21 protein-coding genes are annotated in these 26,742 nt (G+C 54.8%); 13 read left to right on the top strand and 8 right to left on the bottom strand.

Annotated elements, in window-relative coordinates; translation table 11 throughout:
- Window positions 1–144: 144 nt before the first annotated feature.
- On the bottom strand, window positions 145–717 hold the full coding sequence (locus ACTHYN_RS13175; protein WP_441812890.1) for a pilin: 573 nt from the start codon (window positions 715–717) through the stop codon (window positions 145–147).
- Window positions 718–985: 268 nt separating this feature from the next.
- Here ACTHYN_RS13175 and pilB point away from each other — a divergent pair, with 268 nt between their 5' ends.
- The 12 genes from pilB to ACTHYN_RS13115 all read left to right on the top strand — a co-directional run bounded on the left by pilB (window position 986) and on the right by ACTHYN_RS13115 (window position 15,186).
- Window positions 986–2,701 carry a type IV-A pilus assembly ATPase PilB gene (pilB, locus tag ACTHYN_RS13170; protein ID WP_441812889.1) on the top strand — a complete coding sequence of 572 codons (1,716 nt, stop codon included), beginning with the start codon at window positions 986–988 and terminating at the stop codon, window positions 2,699–2,701.
- Between the two features lie 2 nt (window positions 2,702–2,703).
- Window positions 2,704–3,927: a type II secretion system F family protein gene (locus ACTHYN_RS13165; RefSeq protein ID WP_441812888.1), complete on the top strand. Its 1,224-nt coding sequence runs from the start codon at window positions 2,704–2,706 to the stop codon at window positions 3,925–3,927.
- Between the two features lie 253 nt (window positions 3,928–4,180).
- Window positions 4,181–5,056 carry a prepilin peptidase gene (locus tag ACTHYN_RS13160; RefSeq protein ID WP_441812887.1) on the top strand — a complete coding sequence of 292 codons (876 nt, stop codon included), beginning with the start codon at window positions 4,181–4,183 and terminating at the stop codon, window positions 5,054–5,056.
- An 8-nt stretch (window positions 5,057–5,064) separates the two neighbouring features.
- A complete protein-coding gene (gene coaE, locus ACTHYN_RS13155; RefSeq protein WP_441812893.1) occupies window positions 5,065–5,664 on the top strand; it encodes a dephospho-CoA kinase in 600 nt (199 codons plus the stop codon).
- The gene (locus ACTHYN_RS13150) at window positions 5,636–6,757 is read left to right on the top strand and encodes a hypothetical protein (protein ID WP_441812886.1); all 1,122 of its coding nucleotides are present in this window, start codon (window positions 5,636–5,638) and stop codon (window positions 6,755–6,757) included. The genes coaE and ACTHYN_RS13150 overlap by 29 nt, the downstream gene beginning before the upstream one ends.
- Window positions 6,758–6,819: 62 nt before the next feature.
- On the top strand, window positions 6,820–7,563 hold the full coding sequence (tsaA, locus tag ACTHYN_RS13145; RefSeq protein WP_441812892.1) for a tRNA (N6-threonylcarbamoyladenosine(37)-N6)-methyltransferase TrmO: 744 nt from the start codon (window positions 6,820–6,822) through the stop codon (window positions 7,561–7,563).
- 71 nt (window positions 7,564–7,634) lie between these two features.
- Entirely contained in the window at window positions 7,635–9,968 is a 2,334-nt protein-coding gene (locus ACTHYN_RS13140) for a response regulator (protein WP_441812891.1), read from the top strand.
- A gap of 26 nt (window positions 9,969–9,994) precedes the next feature.
- Window positions 9,995–10,183, top strand: coding sequence for a DNA gyrase inhibitor YacG (gene yacG / locus ACTHYN_RS13135; protein WP_441812885.1), 189 nt, complete (start codon window positions 9,995–9,997; stop codon window positions 10,181–10,183).
- 126 nt (window positions 10,184–10,309) lie between these two features.
- Complete coding sequence (locus tag ACTHYN_RS13130; RefSeq protein WP_441812884.1) at window positions 10,310–10,867, top strand: YfaZ family outer membrane protein; 558 nt, start codon at window positions 10,310–10,312, stop codon at window positions 10,865–10,867.
- A 145-nt stretch (window positions 10,868–11,012) separates the two neighbouring features.
- Window positions 11,013–13,211 carry a hypothetical protein gene (locus ACTHYN_RS13125; RefSeq protein ID WP_441812883.1) on the top strand — a complete coding sequence of 733 codons (2,199 nt, stop codon included), beginning with the start codon at window positions 11,013–11,015 and terminating at the stop codon, window positions 13,209–13,211.
- A gap of 115 nt (window positions 13,212–13,326) precedes the next feature.
- Entirely contained in the window at window positions 13,327–14,247 is a 921-nt protein-coding gene (locus tag ACTHYN_RS13120) for a glucosaminidase domain-containing protein (RefSeq protein ID WP_441812882.1), read from the top strand.
- Between the two features lie 27 nt (window positions 14,248–14,274).
- Window positions 14,275–15,186, top strand: coding sequence for an acyltransferase (locus ACTHYN_RS13115; RefSeq protein WP_441812881.1), 912 nt, complete (start codon window positions 14,275–14,277; stop codon window positions 15,184–15,186).
- A 6-nt stretch (window positions 15,187–15,192) separates the two neighbouring features.
- Here ACTHYN_RS13115 and ACTHYN_RS13110 read toward each other — a convergent pair whose 3' ends face one another.
- The 4 genes from ACTHYN_RS13110 to zapE all read right to left on the bottom strand — a co-directional run bounded on the left by ACTHYN_RS13110 (window position 15,193) and on the right by zapE (window position 22,691).
- On the bottom strand, window positions 15,193–17,880 hold the full coding sequence (locus ACTHYN_RS13110) for a LuxR C-terminal-related transcriptional regulator (protein WP_441812880.1): 2,688 nt from the start codon (window positions 17,878–17,880) through the stop codon (window positions 15,193–15,195).
- Between the two features lie 169 nt (window positions 17,881–18,049).
- Window positions 18,050–19,411, bottom strand: a complete 1,362-nt coding sequence (locus ACTHYN_RS13105) for a DUF1329 domain-containing protein (RefSeq protein ID WP_441812879.1) — start codon at window positions 19,409–19,411, stop codon at window positions 18,050–18,052.
- A gap of 33 nt (window positions 19,412–19,444) precedes the next feature.
- A complete protein-coding gene (locus tag ACTHYN_RS13100) occupies window positions 19,445–21,289 on the bottom strand; it encodes a DUF1302 domain-containing protein (protein WP_441812878.1) in 1,845 nt (614 codons plus the stop codon).
- Window positions 21,290–21,557: 268 nt separating this feature from the next.
- A complete protein-coding gene (gene zapE, locus ACTHYN_RS13095; RefSeq protein WP_441812877.1) occupies window positions 21,558–22,691 on the bottom strand; it encodes a cell division protein ZapE in 1,134 nt (377 codons plus the stop codon).
- A 194-nt stretch (window positions 22,692–22,885) separates the two neighbouring features.
- Here zapE and ACTHYN_RS13090 point away from each other — a divergent pair, with 194 nt between their 5' ends.
- Window positions 22,886–23,314 (top strand): YhcB family protein, encoded by a 429-nt coding sequence (locus tag ACTHYN_RS13090; protein WP_441812876.1) that lies wholly within the window; start codon window positions 22,886–22,888, stop codon window positions 23,312–23,314.
- Between the two features lie 13 nt (window positions 23,315–23,327).
- Here ACTHYN_RS13090 and ACTHYN_RS13085 read toward each other — a convergent pair whose 3' ends face one another.
- The 3 genes from ACTHYN_RS13085 to hisD all read right to left on the bottom strand — a co-directional run bounded on the left by ACTHYN_RS13085 (window position 23,328) and on the right by hisD (window position 26,596).
- Entirely contained in the window at window positions 23,328–24,071 is a 744-nt protein-coding gene (locus tag ACTHYN_RS13085; RefSeq protein ID WP_441812875.1) for a Nif3-like dinuclear metal center hexameric protein, read from the bottom strand.
- Window positions 24,072–24,240: 169 nt separating this feature from the next.
- Window positions 24,241–25,293 (bottom strand): histidinol-phosphate transaminase, encoded by a 1,053-nt coding sequence (gene hisC / locus ACTHYN_RS13080; protein ID WP_441812874.1) that lies wholly within the window; start codon window positions 25,291–25,293, stop codon window positions 24,241–24,243.
- Window positions 25,286–26,596: a histidinol dehydrogenase gene (gene hisD / locus ACTHYN_RS13075; protein WP_441812873.1), complete on the bottom strand. Its 1,311-nt coding sequence runs from the start codon at window positions 26,594–26,596 to the stop codon at window positions 25,286–25,288. The genes hisC and hisD overlap by 8 nt, the downstream gene beginning before the upstream one ends.
- Window positions 26,597–26,742: the final 146 nt, after the last annotated feature.

The raw sequence follows: 26,742 nt of genomic DNA, 5'->3' as shown, positions 1-26,742 counted from the left end.
GCATCCACCGGGCTTTTCGACATCAGGTCAGGCTAAGCTGTGCCTGTCCATGATCACTCATGACTTGCCCCTACGGAAATCGAAATCTCCGGGCCTTTGGGAATCAGGTCAGGCTAGATCCCTGACCATGACATTTCGCTACCATCACACACCAGGGCACCCTGAAGGTGCGTACTTATCTTCCGCAGTGGTGGCACAAGTCCATGAGCCCAGCGCAGTACGAGTCCATGTCACTGTCAAGGCAGTTGTCGGCTGCAGTACCGCCGAAGCATCACCTGCGAATTCCCCAGCAATCGTGCCAGTAGTTGTTAAAGCCGAGGTGTTAGTTACCGCCGCTGTCACGGCAGTTCCAGCTGTTGATGTAGCCGGCGCGGTCAAGCTCAGAATATTTGACCCGGTCCAGCCTAAGTCACAATCACCTGTGGCAGTCTTTCCATCATTGAGGCATGCCTCATATGCAGTTTTGAGCGCACCCAGTTCAGCTACTGCCCGACTAACTTGTGATTTTGCGATATAATTTTGATATTGAGGAATCGCAATAGCCGCCAAAATACCAATGATCGCAACAACGATCATCAATTCAATCAGAGTAAAACCCTTCTGAGCGTGATTGATTTGAATATTCTTCATAATTCGACCTCTGCCTTTGTCGTTAAGAAACTCGTAATGGCCCGCGAGTTTTTTCTTTGAGCCTACACCCCAGAGTGCAGTTGCCATGCCAACCTTAAAGCACTGTAGAACTCGCCATATAACCTCATTAAAATCAACACTCTGAGGCACTTAGAGAACTGCGTCACACTACGACAAAGCAAAGCTTTTGCTGCCGGCAGGCGTCATTCACTGACAAAATTTGTCACTCTGCCTGCTGGGTGATTTCTGTAGAAGCCAACCACGCACCTTTCCAAACACACACCAGACATCTAAACTCTCTGCAATAAATGAAACGCCCTTTTCAACCATTTAGGCAGCACCCTTTACTCAGTTTATGGCTACTAACAACAGCAACATCACCCTCACCGGCCTGGCCCGGCGTTTTGTGGAAGACGGCCTTCTGGATGAAGCAACGGCGAAAGAAGCCTTTGTGCAGGCATCCCAGAATCGCATTCCCCTGATCACCTACCTCACCCAGAACAAACTGGCCGACAGCGCCAAAATGGCGTTTTCTGCGGCCATGGAATTTGGTGTATCCGTACTGGATTTGTCGTCCTTCTTACCGGAAATGCTGCCGGAAAAGGTGGTAGACGAAAAACTGGTGCGCAAGCACAACGCCCTGCCCCTGTATAAACGGGGCAACCGCCTGTTTATTGCCGTATCCGACCCCACCAATATTCAGGCGCTGGATGAGATCAAGTTCAACACCGGCCTGAGTACAGATGCGATTCTGGTGGACGATGTCAAGCTGCGGGAGGCCATTGACAAGTATCTGGAATCCAGTGACAGCACCATGGGCGACCTGGACGACGCCGACCTGGAAGGGGTGGAAACCGAAGGCAGCGATGAAGACGATGAAAGCGTTAGTGCTACCAACGATGTAGACGATGCCCCCATTGTAAAGTACGTGAACAAAATGTTGCTGGACGCCATTCGCGGCGGTGCCTCGGATGTGCACTTTGAACCTTATGAAAAAACCTACCGGGTGCGTTACAGAACAGACGGCATTCTCAAAGAGATGTCACGGCCCTCCATCAAGCTGGCGCCCAAAATATCTGCCCGCGTAAAAATTATGGCGCAGCTGGATATTTCGGAGCGGCGGGTGCCCCAGGATGGCCGTATCAAGATGAAGCTATCCAAAACCAAGGCCATCGACTTCCGGGTGAACACCCTGCCCACGCTCTGGGGCGAGAAAATCGTATTGCGGATTCTGGACCCCAGCCAGGCCAAGCTGGGCATCGATATGCTGGGTTATGAGGAAGACCAGAAACAACTGTACATGGATGCACTGCAGCAGCCACAGGGCATGATTCTGGTTACCGGCCCCACGGGTTCCGGTAAAACGGTTTCCCTTTATACCGGCCTGAACATCCTGAATACGCCGGATATTAATATCTCCACAGCGGAAGACCCGGCCGAGATTAACCTGGAAGGCATTAACCAGGTGAACGTAAACAACCGGGTGGGCCTGGGCTTCTCTGAGGCGCTTCGGGCGTTTTTGCGGCAGGATCCGGACGTGATCATGGTGGGTGAGATCCGGGATCTGGAAACCGCCAACATTGCCATCAAGGCGGCACAAACCGGGCACCTGGTGTTATCTACCCTGCACACCAACAGTGCCCCGGAAACCCTCACCCGTATGATGAACATGGGGGTGCCGGCGTTCAACATTGCCACCTCGGTAAGCCTGATTATTGCCCAGCGCCTGGGCCGGCGCTTATGCGCGGCGTGCAAACAGCCGGGAGAGGTGCCAAAAGACCTGCTTTTGGCCGAGGGGTTCACACCCGAACAAATCGCTACAGGCTTCTCGTTGTACCACCCCAAGGGCTGTGATAAATGCAATGGTGGATATAAAGGCCGCGTCGGTATTTACGAGGTGGTGAAGGTAACAGACAAGCTGGCCAGCATGATTATGGAAGAGGCCAGCTCCATTGAAATTGCAAAGCAGGCTGAGGCAGAAGGCTTCCGGAACTTGCGCCAATCGGCACTGATGAAGGTGATTGAGGGCGTAACCAGTCTTGAGGAAGCCAACCGCGTAACGAAGGATTAAGCATGGCAGAGAAATCGCAAAAGCTGGAATCGTACATCTGGGAAGGCAAAGACCGGAAAGGCAATAAATCCAAGGGTGAATTGAATGGTTCCAGCCTGGCCCTGGTTAAAGCGCAGCTGCGCAAACAGGGTATTATTCCGGACAAGGTGAAGAAAAAGCCCAAGCCGTTGTTTGGCGGTGGCAGTAAAAAAATCACGCCCTTCGATATTGCCACGCTTACCCGTCAGCTGGCCACCATGATGAAGGCAGGCGTGCCCCTGGTTCAGAGTTTTGACATAGTGGCCGATGGCCTTGAAAACAAAGGGCTGCAAGAGTTGGTGATGAGTATACGGAATGACATAGCTTCTGGTACCAGCTTTGCGGGGGCTTTGAGGCAACACCCCAAGCATTTTGATAATCTGTATTGCAACCTGGTGGATTCGGGCGAGAAAGCCGGTGCCCTGGAGCAGATGCTGGACCGTATCGCTCTTTATCTTGAAAAATCCGAGCTACTGAAGAAGAAAGTTAAAAAGGCGATGACCTACCCGATTGCCGTTGTGGCTGTCGCGATTGTGGTTACCGCCATTCTTCTGGTGAAGGTTGTTCCGCAGTTTGAAAGTCTTTTTCAGGGGTTCGGGGCAGAGCTGCCCGTGTTTACCCAGATGGTGGTAAGGCTCTCAGACTGGATGCAGGCGTGGTGGTTTGTGGTCCTTTTCGGGATTGTGGGTACGATTTTCCTGTTCAAAGAAGCCAAACGCCGTTCGGCGAAGTTCTCGGACTTTGTGGATAAATACGTGCTTAAACTGCCAGTTGTGGGTGAGATTCTTGACAAGTCGGCCGTAGCCAAGTTCGGGCGGGTGTTGTCTACCACCTTCGCGGCGGGTGTTCCGCTGGTGGATGCGCTGGATTCAGTGGCGGGCGCCACGGGTAATGCGGTTTACCGGGATGCCATTCAGCGTATTAAAAACGATGTGTCCAGTGGTACCCAGTTGCAGGCTGCTATGCGCCAGCAGGATGTGTTTCCGGTAATGGCGGTGCAGTTGACGGCGATTGGTGAGGAATCCGGTAATCTGGATGAGATGCTGGAGAAGGTGGCTGTGCACTATGAGGCTGTGGTTGATGACATGGTGGACAACCTGACAGCACTGATGGAGCCTATGATTATGGCTGTGTTGGGTGTTCTGGTGGGTGGTTTGATTATTGCGATGTATCTGCCGATCTTTCAGATGGGGCAGGTTGTTGGGTAAGGCCTGCAGGCGCCCCCTCTCCCCAACCCCTCTCCCGCAAGGGGCGAGGGGCTAAAGATGTAGCTCCCCCGGCCCCCTCCCGCTAGGGGTGAGGGGAAATAGGACAAAGCCCCCTCTCCCCAACCCCTCTCCCGCAGGGGGCGAGGGGCTAAAGATATAACTCCCCTCGCCCCTTGCGGGAGAGGGGCCGGGGCGGTCCGACGTATCGGAGAGGGGGCATTTTCAAACATTTATAACTTGAGCTTCTATCTGAATGGCTACACTCGATATTTTCCTTTCCATCCCCTGGCTTTTTTATCTCACCGTTACGCTTGTCTCTCTGTGTATTGGCAGCTTTTTGAATGTGGTCATCCTTCGCCTACCGAAAATGATGCACCAGGATTGGCGCTGCCAGTGTGAGGCCTTTCTGGAAGTGGCAGAAGATAAGCGCAAGCAGGAGGAGCCAGTAACGCTTTCCAGCCCGGCCTCTACCTGCCCTTCTTGTGGCCATGGCATTCGCGCCTGGGAGAATATTCCTGTTATCAGTTACTTGTTTCTTGGCGGTAAGTGCAGCGGCTGTAAAGCGCCTATTTCTATTCGTTACCCACTGATAGAAGCCATTACGGCACTGTTTTCGGTGATGACGGTTGTGATCATAGGCCCCTCAACAACGGCCCTGTGGTCGCTGCTTCTGGTTTGGGCGCTGGTTGCGCTTACGGTTATCGATTTTGATACCCAGTTGTTGCCAGACAGCATCACCCTGCCCCTGATGTGGCTTGGGCTGGTGTTGAGTTATTTTGCGGTGCTGGGCGACTTCAACAGTGCGTTTTGGGGCGCGGTTCTGGGTTATCTGTCGCTCTGGTCTGTGTACTGGTTGTTCAAGTTGGCAACCGGCAAGGAAGGCATGGGCCATGGGGATTTCAAATTACTGGCTGCCCTGGGGGCCTGGTTGGGCTGGGAGTTGCTGCCAGCGGTTATTTTGCTGTCCTCTGTTGTGGGCGCTGTGGTGGGTATCAGTTTGATGCTGTTCAAGCAGCACGGCCGTGAGGTGCCTATCCCGTTCGGGCCTTACCTTGCTGCAGCCGGGTTGTTGTGTTTATGGTTTGGTGTTGAAATTCAGGCATTTTGGTACGGGTTGCTAGGGGTGTGAGCGAACACATGGTGGTTATCGGGTTAACAGGTGGTATCGGCTCTGGCAAATCCACGGTGGCGCGTCAGTTTGGCAGCCTGGGCGTGCACTGGGTAGATGCGGATGATGTGGCCCGTGAGGTTGTGGAGCCGGGTATGCCGGCGCTGGCAACGATTGCCGATCACTTTGGAGAGGGCATTCTCACAGAAGGCGGCGCGCTGAACCGGGCTGGTCTTCGGCAAATTGTGTTCGAACAGCCAGAGCAGCGGGCGTGGCTTGAGGGTCTTTTGCACCCGGTTATTCGTGACGAGCTGGTCCGCCAGCTGCACCCTGATAACTATGCCTTGCCTTATGTGCTGTTGGTTTCTCCCCTGCTTTTGGAAACCGACCAGCATCAGTTGGCAGAGCGGGCGATTGTAGTAGACGTGCCGGTAGAGGTTCAGCTGTCCCGCACCATGGCGCGGGATACCAACTCCCGTGAGCAGGTGGAACGTATTATTTCTGCCCAGATGCCCCGGGAGCAGCGGCTTGCCAAAGCCGATGTCGTCATTGACAACAACCAGCCTTCAAACAGGGTTTTAGCCGAGGTTCGCGCACTGCATGAAGCGTTCATGGTGGACTTTGGTTGAGCGGTTTTCCTTGAGGGTTGGCTTCAGGGCCGGCATTATTTCCACTCTTCTGCTCTTGGGAATCAGCTCTTACAGCTATGGCATGGAGCCGGTGTTCGAGTTTGAAGCGCATTCTCTCTCAGACACGCTCGTGCCAGAGGCGTTGCCACTCTCTTTTTACACCTTTGAGGCGGAAGAGCGCTGGGCTGAGCCCATAGACTCTTACTGGCTGAACTTCAGTAACTTTATTTTACGCCAGGAGCGCATTCAGGGGCCAAAGGTTCAGTCCCTCGGGCAGTGGGCCGACCGCACACTCTCCGGGGAAACCCACAACCTGCCCCGCAACAACAGCTACCTGCGCGTGGGTTTTGCCAGTGAATCGGAATACGGTAATCCGGCCAGCTTTAAGCCGGAGGTAAGGTTTCGGCTGGATATCCCCACCACAAAACGCAAGCTTCGCCTGGTTGTTGAAAGTGAAAGTGATGAGTTGATTCCTCTGGAAGAGCGCCAGCGCGACCGTCAGCTCACGGAGCCCAACCGCACAGAGGGCCAAACCACCGGGGCGGTTCGGTATTTGTCGCAAATTGGCGATGCCATCAACCTCTCTAACGATTTCGGTGCCCGCCTGCATTTTCCGCCAGATGCCTTCTGGCGGGCAACGGCAGAGAAACGCTGGAACATAGATGCCGATTGGGGCGTGCATGCGCAACAGCGTTTTTATTATTACCATCAGGACGGCTGGGGTGCCCGGTCCCGGTTCGATGCCAGCCGGGATGTAGGCAAAGGTTGGCGTTTTTGGGCGTCTTCCGAGCTTGAATGGATTCACAGAGACAGGAAGTTTGTGGCGGCACAAACCTTCAGCACCCGTAAACGGCTCAACAACCGCTCGGTCATCACACCACGCCTGGGGGTTCTTGGAGAGAGCCAGCCAAGCTGGCGCACAACCTCGGTGTTTGCGGACCTTACATGGCGCTACCGGTTGCACAGCGACTGGTTGTTTGCAGAGCTGATACCCGCGCTGACGTTTCCCAGAGAAAGAAGTTTCAAGGATCATGGCTCCGTGATCTTTCGCATAGAAATGTATTTTTCCGGTAGCATTAACCCGGATTTCTAACACCAAAACCTGAAGAAGGCTTTGTTTGCAGGTCTCAAGCACGGAGTATGATTAGTAGGCCCATGCCCAGACACCACTCAATACCCGCTGAAGACGCCCTGGCCCTAACCCCCATTGCCATCACCCGTTCCTGTTTTAAAGACAAATTCGGCGTGCCACGGCAACCCGGGCTTACCCGATACGCCCGGGCTGATCTGATAATCCAGCCGCCTTATGGCCGGGAAGATGCTTTCCGGGGCCTGGAAACAGCCAGCCACCTCTGGCTGATTTTCCAGTTTCACGAGGCCGTGCGGGCCGAATGGCGGCCGGTGGTTCGGCCGCCCCGCCTGGGCGGTAATGAAAAAATGGGGGTATTCGCCAGCCGGTCGCCCTTCCGGCCTAACAGCCTGGGGCTGTCGGTGGTTCGTAATGAGGGGGTTGTGCGCAAAGACGGCCAACTGGTGTTGCAGATCAGCGACCACGATTTGATTGATGGCACGCCGATTCTGGATATCAAACCCTACCTGCCCTTTGCGGATTCGGTACCGGGGGCCTCTCTGGGCTGGGCCGAAACGGGGCCCGCTGAACGCCTGAATGTTGTCTTTCTGGCAGAGGCCGAAAGCCAGCTGGCCCGCCTGCCACCAGAGCAATACCCGGATTTGAAACACCTTATTACAGATGTGGTGAGTTACGACCCCCGGCCTTCGTTCCGGCGGGGCCGCGATGAAGAGCGTATTTACGGGGCTCACCTTTATGATCTGAATGTGCGCTTCCAATTTATAAACGATCATTCACACAAGCGTGTCGAAGTGCTGACTGTCTGTTAGACTTCCGCCTGACGATTTTGTAGTCGACACAGGGAATTTGTGCCTTGGCCCCAAACCGGTTTCTTTCACGCATGGGTATTCGGCCGCTCGCAATGCGGCTGCTTGTGTATGTGTTGCTTTTCAGCCTGGTGCTCTCGCTGGTTGCCACCGGCGTGCAGATGATCGGTGAGTTTGAGCGCCGCAAATCCCATCTTCAGGAAACCCAGCAAAGAGCGGCAGACCTTGTCTCCGGGGGCATGAGCAACAACATCTGGCTGATGAACTTCAGTGAGGTGGCCAACAGCCTGGACGACATGCGCTCTGTGAAGTCCATTCATTATGCCAAGGTTGTCACCTCTACCGGTGAAGAATTCACCACCGGCAGCTACCCCGAAGGCCTGGTTATTTCGCAAACCTTTCCGCTGGTGTTCAACCGTTCTACATTTCGCGGCCCGGAAAACATGGGCACTCTCACGCTTACCTCGTCTGTAGAGCAGGTGTATTCAGAACTTCGCAACGGCGCGCTGCTTAACCTGCTGTTTCAGTCGATTGTGGTAATGCTGGGTGCCCTGGGCTTATTGGTGATTGTTCGCCTTACCCTGTCACGCCATCTGGAATCCATGGCCGATTACGCCGCGCGACTGAACCTGGATGCGTTGGTAGACCCCCTGAAACTTAAGCGCAAAGCACCTAAAACCCCCGATGAACTGTCAGAGCTTGAGCAGGCGCTGAACAAAATGCGGCTGCAGATTCTGGAGGATACCCGGTCGCTCCGGCAAACCACCATTCAATCGCAGGGGGAGCGGGATGAAGCGGTGCGAGCCAACCGTTTGAAGAATCAGTTTCTGGCCAGCGTAAGCCATGAGCTGCGCACGCCTCTGCAATCGGTTCTTGGCTATGCGAACCTGCTTACGGATACACCGCTGGATCAGGAGCAGCGTGAGTATGTACACACTCTGCTCAATGCGTCAGAGGGCCTCTCGGCTATCATTAACGACCTTCTGGATATTTCCAGTATAGAGGCTCAAAAGCTGGTGCTGGGGAAGATTCCATTCGATCTGCGCGAAACCCTGAACGATCTGGTGCATATGCTGGGTACACGGGCCCGGGAGAAAGGCCTGGCCCTGGAACTGCGCATTGATGAAGAACTGCCCTGGGCGCTGCGGGGTGACCCGGTGAGAATTCGCCAGATTCTGCTTAATCTGGTCACCAATGCCATCAAATTTACCGATTCCGGGCATGTGCTCATCAGCATTGAAGTGCTTGGGCGCCGGGAGGGGCAGGTTCGTTTGCGCCTGGCGGTGGAGGACACAGGTGTTGGTATCAACCCGGAAGATGTTCCATTGATGTATGAGCCCTACATGCAGCTGGGCCAGAGTTTTCAGCGCCAGCTGCCGGGCGCCGGGCTGGGCCTGACAATTTGCCGGCAACTTGTGGGCTTGATGGACGGCTCTCTGGAAGTGGAAAGCCGGCCCGGGGAAGGGTCTACCTTCTGGATTGAATTAACGCTTCCCACGGCACCGGAAAGCACATCACGGGTGCGCCCGGATGCGCGCATGGTGAAGGGTAAGCGGGTTCTGGTTGCGGATTCCTACGAATTGTCTCGCAAGATTACCCTGGAAATGCTGTCGCGGCACCAGGTGCACATTGAGGCGGTGAAATCGGCGGGCGAAGCCCTGACGTCATTGCGTTATGCGTTTGATAGCTTGGCACCGTTCGACGCCATTATTCTCGATGGCTTTTTGCCCGATATGGACAGTGATTTATTGTGCCGTCAGGTTCGAGGCAACCCGCAATGGGCTAACATGCGGCTGCTTATTCTTTCATCCAACCCTCAACGTGGCGATGCCGAGCACTTTCGCCAGGCAGGTGCGGATGCGTTTCTCAGCAAGTCCCTGCGGGAGTCCTGCCTTACGCCTATTCTCAACCAACTGTTCAAGGATACCAAAAAGGAGAACCGACGGTTTCTTACACGGTTTTCCTTACAGACCAGCGACGATACCGAGAAGCGCCGTGAGCTCACCTCTCGCCGCATGAAGGTGTTGCTGGTTGAGGATAACCCGGTCAACCGCACATTAACCCGCAGGCTGCTGGAAAAGCTGGGATGTGATGTAATGACAGCCAACGATGGCGAAGCGGCTTCAAGCCTGTGGCAGTGGCATCCCTTTGATCTGATATTTATGGACTGCGTGATGCCCAGGGTAGATGGCTTTGAGGCTACCCGCCGCCTTCGGGCATGGGAAGCAGGCCGCGAGCGCCCGCGGGTGCCTGTGGTTGCGCTCACTGCCAGTGCCATGGAAGACGATGAAGAGCGTTGCCGCCAGGCCGGCATGGATTCGTTTGTTGCCAAGCCGGTCTCTATTGAAATGTTGCGGGCGGTGCTGGAACAATATGCCCAAGGCGTGCCGAACAAAGCCGATGTTTAATTTGCGTAACGATTCAGAAGGCCCAAATGAACGTAGAATGCCCTACCTGCAAAAAGTCTGTGCAATGGACAGACACCAATCCCTGGCGCCCGTTTTGCTCAGAACGCTGCAAAATGATTGATCTTGGCGCCTGGGCCAACGAGGAATACCGCGTGCCCGCGGAGAATGCCCACCCGGACGACTTTGACCAGGGCGGCGACACAACCCAACACTAACGCCAGGCAGCGCGTGTGGGTACATTTGCGGGTTACAGGCTACTTACACCCTTGTAAGTTGTCGTACAATGACTGGCCCGTTAACATTCGCGCCGTTACTGGACTTACAATCAAGAAGGTAAAAGCATGAAAGCATCCCGTATTTCCGTGTTGGTTTTGTCCCTGGCAGCGGCTCCGGCGTTTGCAAGCGACCTCGACCTGAGCCTGACCAACGATTCTGTGAGGGGTCAGTTTAACGTTTTCGGAAACAACAGCGATCTTCAGCTGGGTGCCGGTTATACCTATCATGAAGGCAGCCGCCATATTGGCAATGTTGATTTTCACGCTCAGGGCCGCACCGCACTGGGCAACCTGCCCACCACCGCCGGAATTGGCATGCGGGCGATAGGCTGGGACCAGGACCATGCAGACGGCGGCGCTGTGGGGCTGGGCGGTTTTGCGACCGTTAATATTCCCAATGCACCCGGCCTGTCATTTACCGGCGGCTTGCACTATGCGCCCAGCATTCTCTCCTTTGGTGATTCCGAAGATATGACCAGTATAGAGTTGCGCGCCAACTACCGGGTTATCCGCAATGCCGAGGTGTTTGCCGGCTACCGCTACCTGAATACCGAGCTGGAACACTCTTCTGCAGACATCAATCTGGATGAAGGCGTTCTCGCCGGGATGAAGATTTTCTTCTAAGCCTGCATTATTTTCCGGAACGGGCCGCTGCTTTCAGGGGCCCCGTTTCGTGCCCTCCTTCACGCTTTCCCCGATCCGGCATTGCTAAACTGGCTCCTTGTACTTTCAACCCGGTTTGCCCAATCGTTAGCACGGACGGCCCTACATGCGACTGACTCCTGCCTTATTTCTTTTCTCCAGTCTTGCGCTAGTTACCGCTTGCGGTGGCGGTGGCGATGCGATTGACGACGTTCGCAAGCAGGACAACAGTTTTTCCGGTAACAAAAACCCCATAGACGATTTCAGCTCCGGCAGTACGGGCGACTCTGCCAATAATAGTGGCCTTGAAGCCAATGAGGTGCGCATTACCCTGGAAGTGCCTGGCAGCCTGGCGCCAAACGCTGAGCAAACACGGCGCAACCTTCGCATTGTTCAACCTGACAGCCTTCGGGTTTACCAAACAGACAGAAACCTGCAGAACCTGGGCGACCCCGGGTACAGCACCCGCCAGGACGACAACGGATTTACCGTGATTGAATTCCAACACGGCTTACCTGTCGCGCCGGATGTGATTATTGAGGCGCGCTATGGCAATGCCACCTTGCGGGCACTGGCGGCCGATGCAGATCAGGACATCAAGATTAATCCGTTTTCTGAGTACCTGGTGCGGAACACACTCACGCAATACACACCTGGCGAATACCAACGCATTTTAGACTGCGCCAACCAGAGCAACAGCGCCCTGTGTCTGAACAAATATGTTTGGCCCACCCTGGCCGATCAGGTTCACGATTTCGAGATTGATATTCCGGCTGGCGCCAGCCTGACCAGCGCCCTTGATGCGCTTTCCCGGCGTGCCGACTTTGCCAGTTATGTGGCTTCAATGGCGGATTATGCCCTGCTGGACAGCCAGTCTTCCGGCAAAATCTCAGCCAGCTCTGCCGATTACCACTCGGTGTTTATGGGCGTAGAACTGGGGCAGACATTTCTGGAGGACAGTTTTACCGAATCCGGCCAGTGGGGTGTTCGGCTGGGGCGTGAGGAGCAAACCGGCACGGGTGATAACCCGGCATACCTCTACCCGGGGCTAACCCTGGCAAGCTTTGATGTTTTTAACATCAAGGTGACCTCTTTGGCGTCTCAGATTCCCTACGATCGAAAAACGCTGATTCACAAACGCGGCAATGAATTTTTCACCCGGGGCGAGGAGACCTGGGCCCTGAATACCCATTCATCTTCTCCTGGTGCTGCCACGCTGGATGACAGCGCGCGTTTACTGGCCGGGCGGGCGCTTTACCAGAGCGTTACCGGTAAAAACAGCGCCAGAACCATTGGCTGGACCCGCAACCCTTATTTTCTGGACGCCTATACCGGCGGGGCGGGCAGCAACAATACCGGCCCGGACCGTGCTCTGGCGGGGTACTTCAGCGCCGGGAAGGCGATTCAGCTGGAATCGGAGCAGGGCAAGCTTAAGCGCCAGGCCGATCTGGAAGCGCATTATCTTTCCGTGCTGGAGCTGAATCTTCTAAGAAAAGACGGCTTCGAGGCAGACACCCTGAGCGGCGGATACAATACGGTTTATCTCGCCACGCAGTTTGCGGGCTCTGCACACTCTTCCTCGCCCATGCAAGTTGAGGCGGGGTCCGGCACCTGGGACATACGTTCAGCTGCCGATAAGCAGGTTGTTGAGCAAACCCAGCCGTTTAACACTCTGCGCCGCGACACCTCTGGCGCTGTGTCAGTGGTCGATACGGGCAATCGTACCGAAAACTGGTCGTTAACTTCGCGGCCTTCGCTGTTGAGTACCGGGCGCGTGGAAAACGGCCGGCTTAATCTGGATGTAAACAACCCGGCCGGAGCATTCGGCCAGCCGGATCTTGGCGTAGGCGCCAGTGTGCCAGACGGTTCCTTGTTGGCTTTTAATCTTAAAGAGGCCGCTTCCACAGGCGGCATCATTGGTGATGGCCTGCTCATTGCGGCTGAGAAAGCCACTTCCGAAGCCCCAACGTCTGGCCGTTACAGGGTTCAGGGATTTGTTCTGGGCATGGAGGACGGCTTTAACCGGCTTATCCACCTGAACAACGGCGTTCTGACCCTCTCTGGCGCCACTGCCAACCTTGATAGCACTACGCTTGAGGTGCTCCACTCCGTTGATTCTGAAACCGTCACTGCCCCAGAGTCCGGGCAATTGGCGGCTGATTTTGCTTACACAGATAAAAATAATGGCAAGGTAAGCTTCAGCGCCGGAGACCTTTCACTAAAAGGCTTTGTAACGCCGGATCAGAGCCAGTTTTTCCTTGTGCTTCGGGATGCGATCAACGGCGAAAAACGCCTTGGTTTGTTAATTGCCACCAAATTGCCGTGACCTCTCGGCTAATCCTTCTCGTACAACCTGTTATAATCGTTAACACATCGCCCGAATGGTTAGGTTTCTTCGGGCGCATATATCGTTTGTACTGAAAGGTTTGATGAGAGGTTTTATGTTTGCTGCAGCACGCTCACTTTTGCTGGTTGTTCCCATGGTCGCGTTCGCCATTGGCGGCGGGCTATACGAGCCTTCGAAACGCCTGGCCAGCGACAATTCTGGCTCAGAGCCTGCCCTTGGCTCACTGCCGGCCTTGCCTGCCTGGGCGCGGGAGACGCTGCCAGACTTCTCGGGTTATCAGGATACGACAGAAAAGAAAGCAGCTTTTTTCTCATTTTTATACCCCCGTATTGTACTTGCCAATTCCCGCATTCTGATTGAGCGGGACTATCTTGACAGCCTCACCCAAAAGGACACCCTTTCGAAGCAGGAACACGCCTGGCTGGCCGCTCAATCCGAGCGTTTACGGGTCGATCAGGAACCAGGTAGCCCTGAGCAGTTCGCGCTCCTGAAAAAACGGCTGGATGTTATACCCCCCTCACTGATCATGGCCCAGGCTGCCAACGAGTCTGCGTGGGGAACCTCTCGCTTTGCCATGCGCGGCAATAACCTGTTCGGCCAGTGGTGCTTCAGCAAAGGCTGCGGCCTGGTGCCGCTTAGCCGCGTGGAGGGTGCCAGCCATGAAGTGGCCGCCTTTTCCACACCCTACCACTCGGTCAGGGCCTACATTCAGAACCTGAACCGGCATAACAGTTACCAGGTTTTGCGGGACACCCGCCTTGATAACAGAAACGCTGGTGAACAGCTCTCCGGGCTCTCCCTTGCCCGCGGCCTGATAAGTTATTCAGAGCGTGGCGAGGAATATGTGGATGAAATCCGGTCGATGATCCGCTACAACAACCTGCCCTACTACGACACCGAATTTCGGAGCATTCTGAGCGATCTCAGCCCATCGCACCTCAAGAATCTGGCCTCTGCAAATGCTGAACAGGCGTTGCTTCCCGGCCAGAGCACCGGCTCTGCCACTGAAGGCTAATATTCGACTAACCTGAGACTTTCCCGCATGCTTCATTTTCTGCCTGCGCCGCTAAAGGGGACTCTAGCGGCCCTGTTTTCACTGTGTAATACACTCGTACTTTTCCCCTTCCTGATACTGTTTGCACTGCTGAAGCTGGTGCTTCCGTTCACGCCCATTCGTAAAGGCTGCACGGTGGTGCTGAACACCATTGCCCGGGCGTGGATCGGGATCAACAACCTGGTGATGGATTTTTTACACAGGATTGATTGGGATGTACGAGGCGCAGACAATCTTAGCCGTGAACACTGGTATTTTGTCACCTGCAACCACCAGAGCTGGGCGGATATACCTGCCATCCAGTACGTGCTTAACAGCAGGATTCCGTTGCTCAAGTTTTTTCTGAAAAAACAGCTTATCTGGGTGCCCTTGCTAGGCGTTGCCTGGTGGGCCCTGGATTTTCCGTTTATGCACCGCCACACCAAGGAACAAATTGCCAAAAGGCCGGAGCTGAAGGGTAAGGATGTGGCAGCAACCCAGGCCGCATGTGAGAAGTTTCGCTATACCCCGGTTACCATTTTCAACTTTATGGAAGGGACCCGCTTTACCCCGGCAAAGCACAAACGCCAGAATTCCCCCTACACACATCTTCTCAAGCCCAGAGCGGGTGGCACAGCGTTTGTTCTCGGCTCTATGGGAGAAATGCTGCACACCATGCTGGATGTGACCATTGTGTACCCTGGCATGAGCCAGGTGGGTATCTGGGACTACCTGTGCGGGCGTATTGAGAAAATTGTGATTGATATAAAGGTGCGGGAGATTCCACCGCACTTTCTGGGAATGGATTACGAAACCAACCGTGAAACGCGGGTGGCATTTCAGCGCTGGGTGGGGGAAATCTGGGCTGAGAAAGACGCGCGCATAGAGGCGCTCAAGCAGGAAACCCACCCATCTTCTTGAACAGAATTAAAGCAGGCCCAGCTCCCGGGCCCGCACAATCGCCTGTGTGCGGGAGCGTACCTCCAGCTTTGCGTTGATGCGTCGGGCATGGGTTTTCACGGTATGCAAAGAGATGTGCAGCTGATCGGCAATCGCCTGGTTCGAAAACCCTTTTGCGATCAACTCCAGAACGCCCTGCTCGCGCTCACTGATTGGCTCCGCCAATGACGCTGGCAACACCTTACCGGTGATACCAAACAGTTGGCCCAATGCCACCTTGAAGGGGGTGTCGGGCAGCTGGCCAAACAGTCTTTCCATTAGCTCGCCCAGTTCCAGCTTCAGTTCGGAAAACGGGCTGATAAAGTGTTCTTTTTCCGCTTCCGTCACCACAGCCAACAGCTTTTTCCGGGCCGCAGCCACGCCCTTGTCTTCGCTGACGAGTATGGCATCCAGCAACCGCATATGAAGATCCACGCCCCAGGGAATGGCTTCGTTGTATCGTTTGCGGGTATTTGCGAGGGTTTCCCTGGCCCTGACGGTTTCACCCCGGGCAAGGTCCAGGCGCACCTGAAGGCAGTCGAGCAACCCGGGCATCATCGGGAACAACTCAGGCACACACCCGGCTTCCCGGTATGGCTGCAGCTTGGCCAGAGCCTGAGCGACACTGTCTAACTGGTTCTGGGCCAGCCAGCAGCTTGCTTTCAGAGCTTCCAGCACTGGCACATAGAGAGATTCGTCTACCTGCCAGGTGTGCATGGTGCGCTCGGCCCTGCCAATCCACACGAAGGCATCTTCAAGGCGGCCTTCCGAGCGACACATTAATACTCTTATGGCCATAGCCAGCAGCAGCCCAAGATCGCGGGCCTGCTCTGCATGGCGGCCACAGCTTACCAACAACCGATCCGCCTCTGCGTTACGCCCCTGATGCCAAAGCACAAGCACCAGGTTCAGCTGAAGCCGCGCTTCGCCGATGCGGGCGGGGCGTGCCAACTCTTGCACGGCGGTGTCCAGGCCGGTTCTGAGGAGCTGCTCTGCATGTTTGAGCGCGCCCTTACCCAGCTCTATCCGGGCGTGGGCATACACTGCCAGGGCTTCTGAGCCTGAATCGCCGGCCTCTCTTGCCAACCGGGATGCAGCCCGGTTAGCTTCGCGGGCGTCCTGGAAGCGCCCGGAGGCGCACAGGGCGCTGGACCGCACCATCTGGGTAATAAGCTGGCCCTGGGGCGAAAACTCTCCCCCCGCCAATGCACGATCTGCCATGGCCAGCGCCGGTGCTACCTGCCCTTGCCCGCGCAGGATAAACGCCTTCAAAGCAAAAATTCGGGCTGCGTGTTCCTGATGGCTGCCCTCATCCATATCATCAATCAGCGCTTGCGCCTGCTGAAACTGCCCGCCAATGGCATGCACCCAGCTGTACACAATTCTTAGCCTTGGGCTACGTTCGAGCAGCTGTGCCGGCAGGCTTTTACGCAAACGCAGCAGCGAAGCGGTATCCTGACCAAGCAACAAGGCTTCGGAGCCTTCAGATGCCACACGTATGACTTCTTCGGTATCCCCGGCCAGCAATGAATACTTCAGGGCCTCAGGAAACTGATTCCGGCTGCCAAACCAACGGCTGGCAGCAAGCATTCGGTCGGTGTAGCCAGGCAATACGGGGGCCTTGAGCCATTCCATCAACAAAGGGTTTAGCCGATACCAGCGCCCCCATCCGGGCATGGCTTTTATCGGGAGCCCGCGCTCACATGCCTCAGATGGCAGCAACACGCCACCAGGAATCAGCGATTCAAGGGCCAGAAGGAGTTCGTCGGAGCATAGCCCCAGTTCCGAGATGGTTCTCATTGAGCGCACCTGGCCCGGGGTCAGGCCCCCCAGTACAGACTCTTTCAAAAAGCGTTCTACGCCCGGGGTTTCGGAAACCGCGTGCCTTTCGGAGCTTTGCAGAATATCCCGGCGGTACAGCGCAAGCGGCGTGGGCCAGCCTTCAGTCAGATCGTATAAATGGTCAATAGCCACGCTGGTTAGCTGCTGATCACCCAATACGTCCCGAAAAAACTCGAAGGTTTCGCTTCGGCTAAACTCGAGTTTTTCAGCGCCTATGCGGGTGAATCTGTTTTCCAGCTCCAGAGTGTGGGTTTCATAGGGCAAAGCCTTCCTTGACAGCATAGCCACCGACACGTGAGCCGGCATATCTGCCACCAACTGCTGAAGCAGGGCAACAACAGCCGGGTTGGTGATGTGGTGAAGCCCATCAAGAACCAGAATTGTTCGTTGTTCTGTGGCTGCTTTTTTCAGCGCCAGGAGCATTATAGCGAGGGCATCAGCAAACGTGGCACCACCCTGTAAACTGCTTTCGCAGGATTCGGGAAGTTTCAACGCCACAGAAAGCAGGCTGAGAAAGCGGGTTGGCGCGTTATCCTGGCTGTTAAGCGGCAACCAGCGAACGCTTTCTTCGCCAGCGCCCGCTGCATGAGCCCCCATAGCAACCGTGTGGGATTTGCCGTAGCCGCAGGGCGCCTCAACAAACAGCACACCGCGGGGTACCAGGGCATCGGCGATTAACGCATCCAGGTGCGGGCGCGCCAACGCGTGCGCCGGCACAGTTGGCACTTGCAGTCTCTGGTTGAGCAGATCCCTTACAAGTTCGCCCCGCTGGAGCCCAGTGTTCGCAGACTGAAACTCGTCGTTGGCTGCATAGCCATCATGGAATGATTTCACACGCTGCCCTGTATCGAATACGCCTTTAGTAGTAAAGGAAGGTTAAACCAATTAAGGGGCTGGCTGCAAAGTTTTGACGTGAAAGCTGTTTATTTCGTGACGGTTTTTTAGCATAGGAACAAAAACGGCGAGCCGAGGCCCGCCGTTTCTGAAAGATTCACTCGCCCCGTTAACGGGTGCCTGCACGGCGCAGAGCCGCTGGTGTGTAATCTCTGGATTGACGCTTCACGCCAAACTGGTACGGATTAACTTCTTCGTTTGTCAGGCCCAGAACCAGGTAGCGACCAGACAAAAGGTCGTACAGGGTTTCAACGGCATACCAGGGTACGACTTGATCATAAAACTGCATGGCGTGGGCTTCCGCCACCCGCCAAAGCTCTCCACGGCCATCGTAATGATCAACCACCGATGTCTGCCAGGTGTCTTCATCAATATAGAAGTCACGCTGGGCATAGATATGACGCTCACCTTCTTTCAGGGTTGCGCGCACGTGCCACACACGGTGAAGCTCGTAGCGAGTCAAATCCTGGTTTATGTGGCCTGGCTTGATGATCTCGTCGTAGCTCAGATCCCGGTCAACCAGCTTGTAGGAATTATACGGAATGTACATTTCTTTCTTGCCCAACAGTTCCCAGTTGTAGCGGTCTGGTGCGCCATTGAACATGTCCAGGTTATCAGAGGTGCGCATACCATCAGAGGCTGTACCTGGCCCGTCGTAGGCCACCTGAGGTGCACGGCGAACACGGCGCTGCCCAGCGTTATAGACCCAGGCACGACGAGGCTCTTTCACTTGGTCGATGGTCTCGTGAACCAGCAGCACGTTACCGGCTAACCGGGCCGGCGCGGTAATAGCCTGCTTGAAATAGAACAATACGTTAGGATCTTTGCCAGGCTCGTAATCGGTAAGGTAATTCCGATACGTGAGCTCATCCTGAAACTTTACGATGGAGTAGGCGCCGCTTGCCGCAGGTGTTGCCTGCCCTATGTTACGCTGCACGGAGCCGCCACGGTAACGCGTGATGTGATTCCACACCACTTCCAGACCATTCTGCGGGATCGGGAACGGGGTTGCATCCTGGTAGTTATCAAGCCCGTTTCCATCTTTGATTAATTCCGTTTTGGTCGCGTTTTCGACCGTCTCATCCATGATTCCCCGGGGATAAGCTGCCGTGCGGTGAGTCTGGTACACCGGCATTTTGTAATCCGGGTACTGCTTGATCATCGCCACCTGCCCCGGGGACAGGTTGTCTTTGTACTCGGAGACGTTGCTCTGGTCGATGGTAAATTTCGGTGTTTCGTCCGGGAACGGATTTACATAGATACCATCGCCTTCGTAGCTCGGCGGGGGCGTTGTAAGGCCACCCGTCCACGCCGGGATAGCCCCCCCATTACCGGCTTTTTCAGCGCCCATAGGTGTAAGGGAATCACCCAGCTTGGCAGCCTCTTCAGCAGAAACGGCTCCCCAGGCTTGTCCCGCAAAGACACTCGCCGCCAGTACACCTGTGGCCAGTAGTTTCTTGTTCAGTTTCATTTAAATTACCTCGTTAAACGAATTCTCGGCGGTTCAGAATGAGTAAGAAACGCTGGCACTCACAAAATCGCGGTCAGCTAATTCATTGTACTTGCCACCGAAGAAATTTGTGTACGCAATGTTGCCGGTAATTTTGTTCTGATAAACCCCTTGCAGGGACAAACCAATGGACTTATTACCTTCGTTAAAGTTGCCGCCAGGCTGTGGGCTATAGCCCTTCACGTCGTGGCTCCAGGCCAGCTGCGGAGACAAGTTGATGCCCGCAATGGCGTTAGGGTAGCTCCAGACCAAACGGGAGCGATAGCCCCAGGAGAAATCTGTAGTAAAGCCGTCGTTAGTGCAGTTGCTGTTGTTGATGTTTACGAACGTACACGCATCCACAATGTTCCCGTTTTCATCCTCTGTTGGCACAGTGCCCAGGCCATAGGTGCCTGAACGGCCGTAACGGGCGTCATCAAAACTTGGAAGATCGTGAACGTAGGTTGCACCGAATTCAGTAACCAGGGATACCCGGCTGGCACCCATTATCTGATCAAAGAATTTGATCAGCGTAAACTGAGCTTGCGATACACCGAAACGGTCGTTACCAGAAGCCGTTTGGCCGCCATTAAGGTCGCCGAGCTCTTCAAGGCGCTGCTGCTCGAGTTTACTTATTGGCTCGCCATTTACCGGGTTAACCTGTCGGGTTCCGGCATAGATCAGTTCGAAGGCGTTCCACTGCAGAGGTACGTTATCCCTGTAGGAATATTCCGCACCCAGGGACCAGCCACCCGGTGTGTTGGTGTTCACACTGATACCATAGAGGTTGATGTTTTCCGGATACTCAATGAAGTAGGAAGGAAACTGGCTGCCGTCCTCTTTCACGGTGCCACTTACATAGGGCAGGCGGCTGTTGTACTTTATATAGTAGAAGCCGAACTCGGAATCGTTCAGGGCAGGTACATACCAGCGCATGGCGATACCGAACTGATCTTTTTCATCGGCCTCCTGATCGCCCAGCCGTGGAATTACGAAACCCTGGGCCTGAGCCTGGGAATCCGGCAACTGGCCGGCGGCAAGTATGGGGCCGCAGCCATCAGAAGTGAAATCGTTGGTAGAGAAGAAGGTGCCGCAGTCGTCCGGGCGAACCGGCGCCCAGTCTGTTTGCGCAAAGGCTTCCAGAGTGATGTTCTCGGTTACACCTGCGGACAGATACAGCATTTCAACCGGCAGAAGCGCATCTTTCAGCTCTGCGCCGGGGGCACGAAACGCAGGCACATCAATCGGGTTGATGGTGTTAATGCCACCCTGAATAAAGGTACTTTCGCCCCAGCTCAGCACTTGCTTGCCGTAGCGGACACTCAGGGGCACATTACCCAGATACCAGTCGGAAAACACGTAGGCGTCAAGAATCTCGCCGCCTGACGCATTGCCTTTTGCCTCACTGTTCAGGGAACGACGCTGACCCACATCGTCTACTGCACGATTCTCGTCTTTCAGTTCAAAATCGTACCAGTAGCGACCGCGCACAAGAGCGCCCACCCTAGTGAGATACTGACCGTTCAGGTCGTAATTCAGGAACAGCTCACTGTTGCCTTTTACAATTTTGGAGTAGGTGTCGCCCTTATCGAAGTTCAGGTTGCCGTCGTCGTAATTGTTGGTTGAGGCACCCATGTTTGTATTGGCGAACTCCGGCCCGAGGTTACCCTGAGCGATCAGGTCTCTGTCCTGATCTTGCGTACGCCAACCGGCACCGGCAGACAAGGTGGTGTTGAACTGGGCTTCTACATCTCCGAGATAAAATGAATAGGCTGATGCCTGGCCAGACATTCCGGCCGCCACTGCCACAGCAAGCGGTATTTTAACCCAACGTTGCCATTGGTGTGTTTTTCTTGTCATTGGAAGGCTACTCCATTGTTGTTCTGAGTCGCTGCTCTGGTTATAAGTATTCACGATATGTTGGAGGCTTCATGCACAGTGCTCGTGATGTAGGCACTATAGCTAACGCTGTCTAGAGCTTTGATCAGTCAAAAGTATGATTTTGCTCTCACCCTCCGTTCACAGCCTGTTGCCAATCCCGGTCGACGCCGGGTTTTACCCGCTCTGCCTCACTATAGACAACTATTATGAATGCAACCACCAGGTTTTTGATGGTGTTTCGGGCTTTTCAGGGCTTGTGAGGGGCTTCCAGATACTCCCGGGACTGCATTTCCAGAAGGCGCGATTCGGTGCGCTCAAACTCAAAGCTCAAGCGGCCACCGGAGTAGAGTTCGGTAATAGGCGCCGCTGCCGAGATGATCACCTTTACGTTGCGATCGTAAAACTCATCAATCATGTTCACGAAGCGGCGGGACTGGTCGTCTTTGTCGCCGCCCAGCACAGGCACATTGCTTACAATAATGGCGTGAAACTGGCGCGCCATTTCGATGTAGTCGTTTTGGCTGCGCGGGCCGTCGCACACGTCTTTAAAGTCAAACCAGACAACATCGTCGGCATGGGCCTGTGCGGGGATCTTGCGGCCGTTGATTTCCATGGATTTACTGTGTTTGCCGGCTTCCACCGCTAACGCCTCGTAGCTGCTGCGCAGGCTGGCGTCTGTTTGTTCACTCAATGGAAAATGATAAAGCTCGGCCTGTTCGAGCGTGCGCAGGCGGTAATCTACGCCACCGTCTACATTCACCACATCGGTGTACTTTTTAACCAGCGCAATGGCCGGCAGAAAGCGGGCCCGTTGAAGGCCATCCTTGTAGAGACCATCGGGCGCAATGTTGGAAGTGCACACCAGGGTAACGCCCCGTTTGAACAATCCGTCCATCAGGGTTGCGAGAATCATGGCGTCGCCGATATCAGACACAAAAAATTCGTCGAAGCAGATCACTCGGGTTTCACGGGCAAACTTCTTGGCGACCAAATCCAGCGGGTTTTTTTCGCCTTTGAACTTACCCAACTCTGTGTGCACTCGCTGCATAAACCTGTGAAAATGCACTCGCATCTTGCGCTTGAACGGAAGCGATTCAAAAAACGTATCCATGAGGTAGGTTTTGCCACGGCCAACACCGCCCCAAAAATACAGTCCTTGAACCGGTTCTTGCCTGCCCTTTTTCAACTTGCGCCGCAATTTGGTCATTGCTTTGCCACGATCACTTTCCGCCTCCACCAGTTTGTCGTAAAGTGTCTGGAGGCGCTGAACCGCATCCACCTGTGCCGGGTCTTTGTGAAAATCCGGGCGCTCGAGATCTTCCTGGTAGCGCTGCCAGGGTGTCTGGGTCGCAGTGGTTACAGAAGGCGTAGAAACTGTCATCAGGAAATCCCGGGGTCTGTTCGTTCATTTTGGGCGGCGTATTATCGCGTATTTGCGATTTTTTCGCCATGCGCATGGGCCAGCGGGCAATAAGACGATTGGCGCACCATTCTGGCATGGGCTGGGGAAGCTCTGGGCGTTATACTGATGAATATGGCTTGGCTCATTTTTTTAGCAACAGGACGACACGACATATGACAAACCTGATTTTGGCAGCGGTTGCCGCACTGATTGTTGGCATTGTCATCGGCGCCTTTTTTGGCCGCTCGAGGCAAGGGTCTTCCTTGCGGCAGCGCCGGGCGGAACAACAAACCGAGGAGGTGCGCAATGAGTATTTGCGCTATCAGGCTCAGGTGAATGAGCATTTCATGGAGTCGGCCCATTTGCTGCGCCGCTTTAATGATGCTTATCGCGATGTGAACCAGCACATGGCTCGCGGCGCGAATCGCTTGTGTAATGATGAGGAGTGGCTGGCTGAGCTTGCTGAAGAGAACTCCCGCAAGCGCCTGGAAGAAGCCAACGAAGATGGTGCTGAGCCGCCCCGGGATTATGCGCCGAAAACGTCTGGAACTCTTTCTGAAGATTTCGGACTCAAGAAGGGCGACAAAACCGCTGAGGCATAGGCCCGGGGAGTGCTTACACGGGGTTATCGCAATCTATAAAGCGGTGGCTGACCCCAAACTCCTTTTCTAGCGCTGCGCCCAGAGCTTTTACACCGTATCGCTCTGTTGCGTGGTGGCCTGCGGCGTAATAATGAATACCGCGCTCTCTGGCGGTGTGTGTGGTCGGTTCGGAGATCTCACCGCTGATGTAGGCATCAAGGCCTGCATCAATGGCGGTGTTGATAAACCCTTGCGCTGCGCCGGTGCACCAGCCTACTCGCTTAATATCGGCTTTGCCGTCGCCCACTCTCAGGGGATCGCGGTGGAGGGCTCTGGCGATGTGTAGCCCGAACTTTTCCGGGCTCATGGCTTCCGGTAGCTCGCCTTCCCATACCAGACCGTTTAGCGGGCGCGGGTTCTCAATGCCGAGAACATCGGCCAACTGGCGGTTATTGCCGTATTCTGGGTGGTCATCCAGCGGCAGGTGGTGGGCAACGAGATTGATGTCGCTATCCAGCAGCCGCTTGAGGCGTTCGCGTTTCATGCCCTGAATACGCTGATCTTCGCCTTTCCAGAAGTAACCGTGGTGAACGATCAGCATGTCGGCGTTCGCGGCGATGGCGGCTTCGATTAATGCGCGGGAGGCGGTTACGCCGGTAACAATGATATTTACATCACTCTTGCCCTCAACCTGCAAGCCATTCGGACTATAGTCTTGAAAGTTTTCAGGCTGTAGCCACTCGTTAATCTTCGCGAGAATGTTGTCACGGGTTGCCATGGTTTATCCTCTTTTTGCTTAGACTCGGGAGTTGCCGGCTGGCAGGGAGAGAGGACGTTCCGGGAACCGCTACGAGCACATCCATGTGCGCTTGTTTCGGGCCATCCTTGGCCCTCTACATTCCCGGAACGTCCTCTCTCCCTGTCAGCCTCTATCAGACTTCGGTCGTTTACAGAGATTTAAGGGCAGTTATTAATGCGTCGTTTTGTTCTGAGGTGCCGATGGTAATTCTTAAAAATTCGCTGATTCGTGGTTTGTTGAAATGGCGAACAATAATGCCCTGCTCTCTAAGCTCCTTCGCCAGGTTTTCACCAGATTTCTCTTTATGGCGGGCAAAAACAAAATTGGCTTTAGATGGCAAAACTTCGAAGCCGAGACAACTCAGTTCACCAGCCACACGCTCCCTCTCGGAAATAACGCCATCACAAGATTTCTGGAACCAGGCCTTGTCTTCGTAGGCGGCTTTTGCGCCTGCCAATGCCAGCCTATCCAAAGGATAGCTGTTAAAGCTGTTTTTGACGCGATTCAACGCTTCGACCAGATCCGGGTGGCCGATGGCGAAGCCTACACGGAGGCCAGCCAGGGAGCGGGCCTTGGACAGTGTCTGACACACGAGTAAGTTGGGGTTTTGGCCAACCAGCCTAATGGCAGATTCGCCGCCAAAATCCACGTAAGCCTCATCAACCACAACAACACGATCCGGGTTAGCCCGAAGAATCTCTTCTACATGCTCTAACTCAAGATACCGCCCCGTAGGCGCGTTGGGGTTGGGAAAAATAATGCCGCCGTTGGGTTGCTTGTAGTCTTCGGGGTTTATTTCAAAGCTGTCTGTCAGTGGTACGGTTTTGCCTTCGATGTTGTACAGGCCGCAGTACACCGGGTAAAAACTGTAGGTTACATCCGGGTAGAGTATGGGCTGGCCGTGTTGGAACAGGGCGTAGAAGATGTGGGCCAGCACTTCGTCTGAGCCGTTGCCCAAAAACACCTGTTCTGGCGTTACGTTGTGATAGCAAGCAATGGTGTGGCGCAGGCTTTCCCCTTCCGGATCCGGGTAGAGGCGGAGGCTGTCATTGAGTTCGGCCTGTATGGCTTCGATGACTTTGGGTGAGGGGCCGTAGGGGTTTTCGTTGGTGTTCAGTTTTACCAGGTTAGCCATTTTGGGCTGTTCGCCTGGCACATAAGGCACCAGACTACTAACCAAAGGACTCCAAAACTTACTCATCGTTGTTCACCCTGTATTCTGCTGAACGTGCGTGGGCAGTCAGGCCCTCGCCTCTTGCCAGTACCGATGCAACCCGACCCATCCGATCAGCACCTTTGGCGCTGAAACCGATGATAGAAGAACGCTTCTGAAAGTCGTAAACGCCCAGCGGTGACGAAAACCTGGCTGTGCCGCTGGTAGGTAGTACGTGGTTTGGCCCAGCACAGTAATCGCCTAGCGCTTCGGCAGTGAAGCGACCCATGAAAATAGCGCCGGCGTGGCGAATGTCTTTCAGCAGGGTTTCCGGGTCTTCTACGGACAACTCCAGGTGTTCGGGCGCAATACGGTTAGAGACATTCGCAGCTTCACTAAGATCGGCAACGTGAATCAGAGCCGCACGATCGGTCAGGGAGGTGCGGATGATGTCAGCGCGCTCCATGGTAGGCAGCAGTTTACTGATGCTTGCCTCTACCGCGTCGAGGAAACCGGAATCCGGGCTGAGGAGAATAGACTGGGCTTGTTCGTCATGTTCGGCCTGGGAGAACAGGTCCATGGCGATCCAGTCCGGGTCGGTTTTGCCGTCGCAGATGACGAGTATTTCCGAGGGGCCGGCAATCATATCTATGCCCACGGTGCCGAACACTTCGCGCTTGGCGGTGGCCACAAAAATGTTGCCGGGGCCGACGATTTTGTCCACCGCCGGGATGGTTTCTGTGCCATATGCTAAAGCGCCAACGGCTTGCGCACCGCCGATAGTGAATACCCGATCCACACCTGCCACCGCAGCGGCAGCCAGTACCAGATCATTCACAGCGCCATCTGGAGTGGGAACCACCATAGTGATCTCGCCCACGCCGGCCACTTTCGCCGGGATGGCGTTCATCAAAACGGAAGAAGGATAAGCCGCTTTACCACCGGGGACATATAAGCCAGCACGATCCAGGGGGGTTACTTTCTGGCCCAGCACGGTGCCGTCTTCATCCTGATACTGCCAGGATTTTTGATCCTGCCGCTCGTGATAATCGCGAACCCGCTCAGCCGCTTGCTCCAATGCAACACGCTGCTCTTCTGGAATGGCCTTCAATGCTTGCTGCAATCGGCTCTGGCTCATTTCCAGTTCTGCAATATTGTTTACCTTCAGCCGATCAAACTTTTCCGTGAATTCCAGAACCGCCTGGTCACCGCGGGTTTTTACTTGATGCAGAATATGTCGTACCGACTCGTTCACCTGATGATCAACACTGTCATCCCAAGCCAGCAGCGTGGCTAGCTCGCTGTCGAAGTTGCTTTGGGAAGCGTTCAATCGCCTGATGCTAACGGTCATTTCTCAAATCCTGCTTTGGATTGTTTCTGGAATCTTGCACCCATTTTTCTGCGAATCAGTCGGGTAAGGCTTTCCAAAACTGTGCGAAGCCATGGATGGCGTAGCCAAGCGTACACGGACGTATTCACAGCGTGTTTTGGAAAGCC

The sequence above is a fragment of the Marinobacter sp. genome, assembly GCF_052091845.1.
Lineage (GTDB): Bacteria > Pseudomonadota > Gammaproteobacteria > Pseudomonadales > Oleiphilaceae > Marinobacter.
The sequence above is the reverse complement of the archived record's forward strand: the minus strand, read 5'-3'. Positions and strand labels throughout refer to the sequence as shown.

Coding starts and splice junctions, on each gene's coding strand:
- ACTHYN_RS13175 (WP_441812890.1), bottom strand. CDS start 717: ATGGCAACTGCACTCTGGGGTGTAGGCTCAAAGAAAAAACTCGCGGGC.
- tsaA (WP_441812892.1), top strand. CDS start 6,820: ATGCCCAGACACCACTCAATACCCGCTGAAGACGCCCTGGCCCTAACC.
- ACTHYN_RS13105 (WP_441812879.1), bottom strand. CDS start 19,411: ATGAAACTGAACAAGAAACTACTGGCCACAGGTGTACTGGCGGCGAGT.
- ACTHYN_RS13130 (WP_441812884.1), top strand. CDS start 10,310: ATGAAAGCATCCCGTATTTCCGTGTTGGTTTTGTCCCTGGCAGCGGCT.
- zapE (WP_441812877.1), bottom strand. CDS start 22,691: ATGACAGTTTCTACGCCTTCTGTAACCACTGCGACCCAGACACCCTGG.
- yacG (WP_441812885.1), top strand. CDS start 9,995: ATGAACGTAGAATGCCCTACCTGCAAAAAGTCTGTGCAATGGACAGAC.
- ACTHYN_RS13100 (WP_441812878.1), bottom strand. CDS start 21,289: ATGACAAGAAAAACACACCAATGGCAACGTTGGGTTAAAATACCGCTT.
- ACTHYN_RS13090 (WP_441812876.1), top strand. CDS start 22,886: ATGACAAACCTGATTTTGGCAGCGGTTGCCGCACTGATTGTTGGCATT.
- ACTHYN_RS13150 (WP_441812886.1), top strand. CDS start 5,636: ATGAAGCGTTCATGGTGGACTTTGGTTGAGCGGTTTTCCTTGAGGGTT.
- coaE (WP_441812893.1), top strand. CDS start 5,065: ATGGTGGTTATCGGGTTAACAGGTGGTATCGGCTCTGGCAAATCCACG.
- ACTHYN_RS13160 (WP_441812887.1), top strand. CDS start 4,181: ATGGCTACACTCGATATTTTCCTTTCCATCCCCTGGCTTTTTTATCTC.
- ACTHYN_RS13165 (WP_441812888.1), top strand. CDS start 2,704: ATGGCAGAGAAATCGCAAAAGCTGGAATCGTACATCTGGGAAGGCAAA.
- ACTHYN_RS13115 (WP_441812881.1), top strand. CDS start 14,275: ATGCTTCATTTTCTGCCTGCGCCGCTAAAGGGGACTCTAGCGGCCCTG.
- hisC (WP_441812874.1), bottom strand. CDS start 25,293: ATGAGTAAGTTTTGGAGTCCTTTGGTTAGTAGTCTGGTGCCTTATGTG.
- ACTHYN_RS13140 (WP_441812891.1), top strand. CDS start 7,635: ATGGGTATTCGGCCGCTCGCAATGCGGCTGCTTGTGTATGTGTTGCTT.
- ACTHYN_RS13125 (WP_441812883.1), top strand. CDS start 11,013: ATGCGACTGACTCCTGCCTTATTTCTTTTCTCCAGTCTTGCGCTAGTT.
- hisD (WP_441812873.1), bottom strand. CDS start 26,596: ATGACCGTTAGCATCAGGCGATTGAACGCTTCCCAAAGCAACTTCGAC.
- pilB (WP_441812889.1), top strand. CDS start 986: ATGGCTACTAACAACAGCAACATCACCCTCACCGGCCTGGCCCGGCGT.
- ACTHYN_RS13085 (WP_441812875.1), bottom strand. CDS start 24,071: ATGGCAACCCGTGACAACATTCTCGCGAAGATTAACGAGTGGCTACAG.
- ACTHYN_RS13120 (WP_441812882.1), top strand. CDS start 13,327: ATGTTTGCTGCAGCACGCTCACTTTTGCTGGTTGTTCCCATGGTCGCG.